This is a genomic window from Marinomonas sp. 5E14-1, assembly GCF_039939215.1.
In the GTDB taxonomy this organism is placed as follows: domain Bacteria; phylum Pseudomonadota; class Gammaproteobacteria; order Pseudomonadales; family Marinomonadaceae; genus Marinomonas.
Genome location: NZ_JBDXMW010000010.1, coordinates 116977 through 126023, shown reverse-complemented (window position 1 = coordinate 126023; position 9047 = coordinate 116977). Strand labels below are relative to the sequence as shown.

The 9047-nt window shown below is 41.5% G+C and carries 7 protein-coding genes and 1 rRNA gene; 3 read left to right on the top strand and 5 right to left on the bottom strand.

Annotated features, from left to right (window positions below; genetic code table 11):
- Nucleotides 1-103, top strand: a 5S ribosomal RNA gene (gene rrf, locus ABFY09_RS10910); the annotation flags it as partial.
- 618 nt (nt 104-721) lie between these two features.
- On the opposite strand, the gene ABFY09_RS10905 is transcribed toward rrf, so the two are convergent.
- Both ABFY09_RS10905 and ABFY09_RS10900 read right to left on the bottom strand, forming a co-directional pair.
- Nucleotides 722-3520, bottom strand: coding sequence for a bifunctional aconitate hydratase 2/2-methylisocitrate dehydratase (locus ABFY09_RS10905; protein ID WP_347984351.1), 2799 nt, complete (start codon nt 3518-3520; stop codon nt 722-724).
- Between the two features lie 368 nt (nt 3521-3888).
- The gene (locus ABFY09_RS10900) at nt 3889-5643 is read right to left on the bottom strand and encodes an SUMF1/EgtB/PvdO family nonheme iron enzyme (protein ID WP_347984350.1); all 1755 of its coding nucleotides are present in this window, start codon (nt 5641-5643) and stop codon (nt 3889-3891) included.
- A gap of 88 nt (nt 5644-5731) precedes the next feature.
- On the opposite strand from ABFY09_RS10900, the gene ABFY09_RS10895 reads away from it, so the two are divergent.
- Both ABFY09_RS10895 and ABFY09_RS10890 read left to right on the top strand, forming a co-directional pair.
- Nucleotides 5732-6343, top strand: coding sequence for a tRNA-(ms[2]io[6]A)-hydroxylase (locus ABFY09_RS10895; RefSeq protein WP_347984349.1), 612 nt, complete (start codon nt 5732-5734; stop codon nt 6341-6343).
- Nucleotides 6344-6433: 90 nt separating this feature from the next.
- Nucleotides 6434-6748, top strand: coding sequence for a hypothetical protein (locus ABFY09_RS10890; protein ID WP_347984348.1), 315 nt, complete (start codon nt 6434-6436; stop codon nt 6746-6748).
- An 81-nt stretch (nt 6749-6829) separates the two neighbouring features.
- Here ABFY09_RS10890 and ABFY09_RS10885 read toward each other — a convergent pair whose 3' ends face one another.
- From ABFY09_RS10885 to queC, 3 genes are all read right to left on the bottom strand, one after another.
- Nucleotides 6830-7606 carry a UDP-2,3-diacylglucosamine diphosphatase gene (locus ABFY09_RS10885; RefSeq protein WP_347984347.1) on the bottom strand — a complete coding sequence of 259 codons (777 nt, stop codon included), beginning with the start codon at nt 7604-7606 and terminating at the stop codon, nt 6830-6832.
- A complete protein-coding gene (locus ABFY09_RS10880; protein ID WP_347984346.1) occupies nt 7606-8100 on the bottom strand; it encodes a peptidylprolyl isomerase in 495 nt (164 codons plus the stop codon). The genes ABFY09_RS10885 and ABFY09_RS10880 overlap by 1 nt, the downstream gene beginning before the upstream one ends.
- Nucleotides 8101-8223: 123 nt before the next feature.
- Nucleotides 8224-8883, bottom strand: coding sequence for a 7-cyano-7-deazaguanine synthase QueC (queC, locus tag ABFY09_RS10875; RefSeq protein WP_347984345.1), 660 nt, complete (start codon nt 8881-8883; stop codon nt 8224-8226).
- Between the last annotated feature and the right edge of the window lie 164 nt (nt 8884-9047).

Below are 9047 nucleotides of genomic sequence, written 5' to 3'. Positions count from 1 at the left end.
AGAGGCGTTGAACCACCTGATCCCATCCCGAACTCAGAAGTGAAAAGCGCCATCGCCGATGGTAGTGTGGGAGATCCCATGTGAGAGTAGGTCGTTATCAAGATTTTAATATAGGAAGCCCTGATAGCTTATGTTGTCAGGGCTTTTTTATGACTCAAATAAATGTTTTTAAAGATGGAAACTACCTAGTGTCAATTAAAGTTTGAGTCACCTGATTCCGCCCAAAATTCAGAAGTGACTTTTTATTTGCCGCGGGCGCTCGCCATCGCCGATGGTAGTGTGGGAGATCCCATGTGAGAGTAGGTCGTTATCAAGATTTTAATATAGAAAGCCCTGATAGCTTATGTTGTCAGGGCTTTTTTATGACTCAAATAAATGTTTTTAAAGATGGAAACTACCTAGTGTCAATTAAAATTTGAGTCACCTGATTCCACCCAAAACTCAGAAGTGACTTTTTATTTGCCGTGGGCGCTCGCCATCGTTGATGGTACTGTGGAAGATCTCATGTGAGAGTAGGTCGTTATCAAGGTTTTAATATAGGAAACTCTGATAGCTTATGTTGTTAGAGGGGAGTTAGATGATCCGCCTCATCCCTGAGCTATGCTTAGGGTGTGCATTAACCACCGCCTAATGTTTGTCTGATTATGCAATAAAAAAGCCCCACCTTTAACAAAGTGAGGCTTTTAACGTATTTTAAATTAGTACTAAACTATTTTAAAAACTAAACATTAACCGCAGAAATTAGCTCTGGTGCTGTGCTCATTTCTTCAAGTGGTGGAGCGAAGTCCGTCAACTTGATGCCTTCAACTGCAGCTTTGTATTCAGCCATAGTTGGGAAGCGTCCCAATACAGTTGAAAGAACAACCAAAGGAGTAGAACCTAGTAGAGATTCACCTTTCTTCTCTGCAGAGTCTGCTACTACACGGCCTTGGAACAAGCGAGTTGAAGTCGCTAGAACCGTATCACCAGGTTCTGCTTTCTCTTGGTTACCCATGCACAGGTTACAGCCAGGGCGCTCTAGATACAGAATGTTTTCGTATTTAGTACGAGCTTCGCCTTTTGGCTTAGAATCATCAAACTCAAAACCTGCGTATTTAGTAAGGATTTCCCAATCACCTTCAGCTTTTAGCTCATCAACAATGTTGTATGTTGGTGGAGCTACAACCAATGGCGCTTTGAATGTTACGCTGCCGCTTTGCTTTTCAATGTTACGTAGCATTTGAGCGATGATTTGCATGTCGCCCTTGTGCACCATACAAGAACCAACGAAACCTAGATCTACAGGTTTGCTTTCGTAGAAAGAAACTTGGCGGATCACGTCATGAGTGTAACGTTTAGAGACATCGTCATTGTTTACATCTGGATCGGCAATCATTGGTTCAACGATTTCGTCTAGATCAACAACCACTTCTGCGTAGTATTTCGCATTGTTGTCTGGAGAAAGTGCAGGTTGTTCGCCAGATTTGATGTCAGTAATACGCTTGTCAGCAAGAGCAATTAGACCATGAAGTGTTTTCGCTTCATTCTCCATGCCTTTATCGATCATGATTTGAATACGTTTTTTCGCTAACTCAAGAGATTGAATCAAAGTCTCATCTTGGGAAATACAGATAGAAGCTTTCGCTTTCATTTCTGCAGTCCAGTCAGTGAAAGTGAAGGCTTGGTCGGCAAGCAATGTACCAATGTGCACTTCGATAACGCGACCTTGGAAGACGTTCTCGCCGCCAAACTGCTTAAGCATTTGTGCTTGAGTTGCGTGTACAACGTCACGGAAGTCCATGTGATCCTTCATCGTACCTTTAAAGGTAACTTTTACAGAATCAGGAATCGGCATAGTTGCTTCACCTGTTGCTAGTGCCAATGCAACTGTTCCTGAGTCAGCACCGAATGCAACACCTTTAGACATACGAGTATGAGAGTCACCACCAATGATGATCGCAGTGTCATCTACAGTAATGTCATTCAATACTTTGTGAATAACGTCTGTCATTGGCGGGTAAACGCCTTTAGGATCACGCGCTGTGATCAAGCCAAACTTGTTCATAAAAGACATAAGTTTTGGAATGTTTGCTTGCGCTTTAGAATCCCAAACAGACGCTGTGTGACAACCAGACTGGTAAGCACCGTCAACGCTTGGAGAAATAACTGTCGCCGCCATTGATTCAAGTTCTTGAGAAGTCATCAAGCCAGTTGTGTCTTGAGAACCAACGATGTTGACCTTAACGCGAACATCAGAGCCAGAATGAAGGGCTTTTTTAGATGTAACGCCAACGGCATTTTTGTTGAAGATTTTCTCAACAGCCGTTAGACCTTGGTCATCATGAGAGATTTCTTGTGCCGGAGCGAAAACAGCAGGAATTTCCATGCCTAGTGTTTCGGCAGCAAACGTTTGTAGTTTCTTACCGAATACAACCGCGTAAGAACCACCCGCTTTCATGAACTCAACTTGCTGAGGAGTGAAAGCAGAAGAAACATCAACGAGCTCTTTGTCGCCGTTGTAAAGTTTCTTTTTCTTAGTGTCGATGGTTAATACTGTGCCAGTTTCTACAGAGTATGTTTGCTCAAGAACCGCATCGCCATTTGCATCTACCACTGGAGTGCCATTTGCATCTACTTTCTTAATCCAGTTTTTAAGGTCTAAGCCAATACCGCCAGTTACGCCAACAGTTGTTAAGAAGATAGGAGAGATACCATTTGTACCCGCAACAACAGGTGCAAAGTTAACGAATGGAATGTATGGGCTAGCTTGCTTACCAGCCCAAAGTGCAACGTTGTTCACACCAGACATACGGGAAGAACCTACACCCATTGTGCCTTTTTCTGCGATGAGCATAACTTTCGCGTTAGGGTGCTTCGCTTGCAATGCTTTGATTTCTGCCTGAGCTTCAGGAGTGATCATGCATTTACCATGAAGTTCACGGTCAGAGCGAGAGTGAGCTTGGTTACCAGGAGAAAGCAAGTCAGTAGAGATATCACCTTCTGCAGCGATGTAGGTAACAACTTCAATTTTTTCATCGATTTCAGGTAATTTAGTAAAGAACTCAGCTTGCGCATAACTTTCAAGAACGTCTTTAGCGATCGTATTGCCTGCTTTGTAAGCCGATTCAAGGCGTTCCATATCTGCTTCGTATAAGAATACTTGAGTTTTTAAAACTTCCGCTGATAGTTTAGTAACAGTAGCGTCATCAGATAATACAAGATCAATCAAGGCTTCAACAGAAGGGCCGCCTTTCATGTGAGATAGTTGCTCTAAAGCGAATTTAGGTGTGATTTCAGCAACCGTTTCTTCACCTAGAATGATTTCTTTAAGGAACTTAGCTTTAACAACAGCGGCACTGGTTGTACCTGGTAAAGTGTTGTAGATAAAGAAGTTAAGAGAATCTTCGCGATATTGATTCCCTGTATCTTTAATTTGCTCAATGATTTCCGCTAAAAGGTCAGCGCCGTCAATTGGTTTAGGATGCAGGTCTTGACCTTTTCGCTCTTCAATTTCTTTTAAGTACTCTAAATACAGGCTCATTTGCACCTCTGAATGATGGTTAATGTTATTTTCTATCAAAAGGGAGAGAGGAGTTGGTTTTGACTTTCCGACATCTAAGATATCGATCTCCAACCTGTGTCATCCCTTGATTAGCGGTTTTTGTATGAATAATTAGATTTAGTTACTCTGTGTTTTGTCTATTGAGGCGACTCTAATTTGGTCGCGTCTTTCAGAGCATTAACATTAGCTACTAATGATAGCTGATGTTTAGAAGTCATGATTTTATCCATAAAAAAGCAAATCATATAAAGACTTCATAATTCTATGATTTGCCTATTTTATAGAAAAAAAGAACGAAAGACTTATTAAGCGCCATAACAATTTCGAATAGGTGACATTTAGTGGAATTATTCCGATTTAGCGATATTGTCATTTTCCTGAATGATGCGGACGATTCTAAACCCCCAATTACTGGCTTTTAGGTCTGGCTCAGCACGGTATCTTGTTGCACTTCTTCCCACTCTAGGGATATCGAACCAAGAGCCGCCTTTAATAACGCGCGTGTCACATTGATTGGCTAGCCAGACCTGATTTTTGGTTGGAGCGCCTTCGTAGCTGTCGTGATAACAGTCTTCAATCCATTCAGCCACGTTGCCGTGCATATCGAATAAACCTAATGGATTGCTGGCTTGGCTGCCTACTGGGCCTGTTGAAATACCATCCCATTGGCTGCCGCAGCTATCACAAACACTGTATCCAGCTCTTACCGTGTTGCCGTACCAAAATGCGGTGTTAGAATCGGCTCTTGCTGAATACTCCCATTCAATCTCGGTAGGCAAACGATATTCAGCATTGGTCTGGTTGGAAAGCCAAGCAGTATAGGCTTTTGCGTCATACCAGCTTACGTTGATAACAGGGCGTTGGCCGCGCCCCCAGCCATTGTCTGGTGGTAAATCTCGACCAGTTTCTTTGGCAAACTTATCATATTGGTCGAAAGTGACTTCATATTTACTGATATAAAAACCATTAGGAATTTCAACTTCATGAACGGGCTTTTCATTGTCGTCGCCCATTCGGTTCTGATCACCCATTAAAAAGGTCGAAGGTGGAATTCTCTCGATTTTAGGGGCTGTGCCGCCCGAGATGAGTGGCTCTTCTAAAATTTGAGGAAGTGTTTCAAAAGAAGATTCTTCTTCTACTTCTTCCACTTTTATTGCTACAGGCGCTTCTTCTACGATTTCTTCAGAGTTTGGCCATAAAACGGCTGCCGCTACCACACTTGAAATAAGAACTGTGCTGGCAATAATGATTTTAGACTGGTTTCTGCGAACATAGCCTTTTACTGCTTTTTTCGCAGGTGAGTAGTTACCGCTTTGGGGTTTGTATAAGTCAGCACGAATAACTCGAATGACTTCAATTAACGACTTAGGTCTGTGTTGTACTCCTTCACGGCTCCAATCTAATAATCGATTCCAGACAGCATCGCTTAATAATGGATGCGAGTCTGGTAGATTGGTGGAGAAATCTTTATCTAATATAGACTCACCCAGTAATGTCGCTATAAGTAGTTTCATAAAAGCAAAACGATCAGATGCAATAGTGCGTTGCTGTTTGGCTTTTAAGTATTCTGGTGGGAAAAGGCGAGAATCCATTTCATCTTCACCAATTCGATCCATCCAGTTGTAAGCGCCAAAACCAGTCATTACCCCTAATCCATTAACAACGTGTATCGAGCTTAAATCTAGGTGCCCGTGAAAAAGGTTGTTTTGATGAATTTGGTCTAAGGCTTTGGCAATGTTGTCAAATAAGCTAATGACTACATTTAATGGCGCGCCGTCAGGGTATTTCCCTAAAAAACTGTATAAATTCTCGCCACCACAAACGGCAGAACATGAAAATACCCAAAGATTAGAATAGAAAGGCGGGTAGTTTGGCGTAACGGCTGAGTGCTTAACCGTCGCATACTTTCGAGCGTTTTGCAGGAAAGTATCGACTTTTCCTTTATTTGGCTGAAAAAACCGTAACACAAAAGGTCGGCCGCCTTGATCGGCGACCCAAGTGCTTTTTTTCTCGTCCATTGGGTAGTTTAAAATGTAGGGATCGAGTTCGACACCGACCTGCTGGCCAATTTTCAGTTTGGTATGGTCATAAAAATCATTCATTACGAATTTAATATCCAAATCAAGACGTTGCTGCCTAAGAGTTCATTAGGGAGTATAATCACGTTTTTTAACATAAAAAGGTAGAGTAATGTTATCAGCGTATCCAGAGCTTGTTGAGTTTCTTCCGTGTGAATCACCGAAAACATGGGTGAATTGGGCTCTTGAGAATCAAACCTTGTTATTAATTGATCATGCTCACTGTGAGAAAAAAGCAGCGAGTACTGCAATGAGTCTAATGTATCGTTACGTTGATAGGGATAATTTGTTGCATAAAATGTCTCGTTTGGCCCGTGAAGAGCTTCTACATTTTGAACAAGTTCACAAAATCATGCGCAAACGTGACGTAGCCTATGAGCATTTAACGGCTTCGCGTTATGCAGATGGGCTGCGTAAACATATCCGAACTCACGAACCAGCTCGCCTTGTAGATACCATGATTATAGGTGCTTTTGTAGAAGCTCGCTCTTGTGAGCGCTTTGCTGCTCTTGCACCGCATTTGGATGAAGAATTGTCTAAGTTCTATATTTCTTTGTTGAAATCAGAAGCAAGACACTTTGAAGACTATCTAATGCTTGCTCAAGAATACGCGAATGAACCAATTGATGATCGTGTGGCTTTTTTCAGAGAGCTAGAAGAAAAGCTAATTACAGAGCCAGATACAGAGTTCCGTATGCACAGTGGGCCTCCAAAAGCCGCTTAATCTGCAAAATATCGTGAAGGGTAAATTTTTCTGTGAATTTTTAGCATGCTGCTAAACTCATAATATGTAACAGTTATTCTGGAGGATATTATGGGAACACAGAAAAGCGAAACGCTGCCGGATGTAACCTATTGGCTTCTTTTAGAAATAATGAAGGTTAATCCGGTTGTCGATATTAATGCAATGTACAAAGGTTCGTTAGAGTTGGATTTTTTGTATCAGGTGTTGATTGCTAAAGCCAGCCTACATTGGCGTAAAACCTATGGTGTTCAGTTGCCACCAATGATTATGAATAATGCGTTTTTTCATGCGATGACCATGGTTCACAATCGCAACATTGAATTTGAACGATCTAGAAACTCAGCTGAAACCGAGTGGGTGAGAGATCTGTTAAAATTTTTCTAACAAGGAAAAGCCCAAAATAAAATGCCAGCAGAAGCTGGCATTTTATTTTGGGCTACTCATTCGTTTTATACTTTTAAGATTTTAGTAAAGCGTTTCTTCATGACTAACTAGAAGTGATTTCAAACCAGCTTTGTTGAAGTCTTCTGCGGTCGATTTAGATTGAGAGTAATGATTCCCTTCAATACTTGCCAAGTAAACGTTTTTATCCCAATCACCTAATACACAGCGTAGTGTATTTTTAGTGTGGTGTATGTTTGGACGATGCGTATGGCCGTGAATCAGGTTATGACAATGATGGGTATCAAGTGAGCTTTGGACGGCGGCTTCGGTAACATCCATAATCGACATGGACTTTTCCGATGCCATGGATTGGCTGTCGTTACGGAGTTGAGCTGCAAGGGCAATTCGCTGTTCTAACGGTAAAACCAGTATTTGAGTTTGCCAAGCGCTTGAACGTATTGTTTGTCTGAATTTTTGATATGCCACATCGTCTAGACAATATTCATCGCCATGAGTAAGAAGTACACAGCCTTTTTCCAGCGGCAATAACGTTTGCTCTTGTATAAGTTTGGCACCTACACGAGTTAGCCATGCATCACCAATCAAGAAATCTCTATTGCCATGTAGGAAATACAGTTTGATACCGGATTGAGAAAGGTTAAGCAGGGCGTTTTCTATGATGGTGTTCCAATCGGCTTGAAAGTCATCACCGATCCAGGCTTCGTAAAAATCGCCAAGAATATAGAGCTCAGCTTTCTCGTTTCGAGCGGTGAGTTCTTCCATCATTAGAACAAACGCCCGGATAAGATCCGGGCGTTTGTCGCTAAGATGCAGATCTGAAATAAAATAACGAATCATTATTTTACGAGTTCAGCACTTTCTATAATCACATCTTCCACTGGAACGTCTTGGTGTCCAGCTTTCATTGTTGTTTTCACTTCTTTGATTTTATTAACAACGTCCATTCCCGCAGTAACTTTACCAAAGACCGCGTAGCCCCAACCTTGAGATGTTTTCGCTGTGTGGTTTAGGAAAGCGTTGTCAGCAACATTGATGAAGAACTGTGCAGAAGCAGAATGTGGGTCCATTGTACGAGCCATCGCCAATGTGCCGATTTCATTTTTTAGACCGTTATCCGCTTCGTTTTCGATGCTTGTACGTGTTTCTTTTTGCGTCATTCCTACTTCAAAACCACCGCCTTGAACCATGAAGTTATTAATGACACGGTGGAAGATTACGCCATCATAAAAACCAGCAGTAACATATTCTTCAAAGTTTTTCGCAGTTTTTGGTGCTTTTTCGTAATCTAGCTCTACGTGAATGTCGCCGTGGTTAGTATGTAAAATGATCATTGTATATTCCTTGTTCTAAAAATGGCTAAAAGTATTAATGGTTATCTAATTAATGTTGCGTATTTTATGTGTTTGTTAGCAAAGACGCCACAGTGGATGAGATAAAGCCTAATCTAAAGGCGTTTATGCCTCATAATCCAATGGATCGGCGGTGTTCTGTTCTGTGAAAGCTTCTAGGCGTTCATAACATGCACCACATTTACCACAGGACTTTTCGCGCCCGTTATAGCAAGTCCATGTTTTGCCGTAGTCTAGTTGCATGTCTAATCCTGCTTTTAGAATTTCTCCTTTAGAAGAGTATAAGAAGGGCGTGACAATTTCGACAGATTGGTAGTTAGCAATTTTCGAAACGGCATTCATTGCTTCAACAAATTCAGGGCGGCAATCAGGGTAAATGTGATGATCACCAGAATGAGCGCCATAATACACTTTATCTGCTTCCAAGGAGACGGCGTAAGCAATCGCCATAGACAATAAAACCATGTTGCGATTAGGTACAACCGTTGATTTCATATTCTCGTCTTCGTAGTGACCTTCTGGAATATCTGCGTCACCTGTTAAGGAAGAATTCGACATTAAGCTATTAATCGCCGTAATGTCGACAACCTTGTGAGGGATGCTTAATTCCTTGCAGACCAATGCAGCAACTTCTAATTCTTTGTTGTGCTTTTGACCATAATTAAAGGACAAGGCGTAAACGTCTAATCCACGTTGGATTGCGGTATTTAAAACAGTAAAAGAATCCATTCCACCTGAATACACCACGATGGCTTTTTCTGACATGTTTATTTCCTCATGATGGCGTTTAGTTTAAATAGAGAGATGCTGATGGCGCGGAAGTATAACAGACCTTATGTTTTATCAAATCAATCAATGGTGCTTTGAATAAGAAGTGTGTTTTGAAATGAAGGGAAGAGGATTGTAATGAGATCAAATGTAAGATAAAT

What these genes read in the sequence shown, in the direction of transcription:
- ABFY09_RS10885 (WP_347984347.1), bottom strand. Translation starts at nt 7,606, where the DNA reads ATGATTCGTTATTTTATTTCAGATCTGCATCTTAGCGACAAACGCCCG.
- ABFY09_RS10900 (WP_347984350.1), bottom strand. Translation starts at nt 5,643, where the DNA reads ATGAATGATTTTTATGACCATACCAAACTGAAAATTGGCCAGCAGGTC.
- ABFY09_RS10905 (WP_347984351.1), bottom strand. Translation starts at nt 3,520, where the DNA reads ATGAGCCTGTATTTAGAGTACTTAAAAGAAATTGAAGAGCGAAAAGGT.
- queC (WP_347984345.1), bottom strand. Translation starts at nt 8,883, where the DNA reads ATGTCAGAAAAAGCCATCGTGGTGTATTCAGGTGGAATGGATTCTTTT.
- ABFY09_RS10890 (WP_347984348.1), top strand. Translation starts at nt 6,434, where the DNA reads ATGGGAACACAGAAAAGCGAAACGCTGCCGGATGTAACCTATTGGCTT.
- ABFY09_RS10880 (WP_347984346.1), bottom strand. Translation starts at nt 8,100, where the DNA reads ATGATCATTTTACATACTAACCACGGCGACATTCACGTAGAGCTAGAT.
- ABFY09_RS10895 (WP_347984349.1), top strand. Translation starts at nt 5,732, where the DNA reads ATGTTATCAGCGTATCCAGAGCTTGTTGAGTTTCTTCCGTGTGAATCA.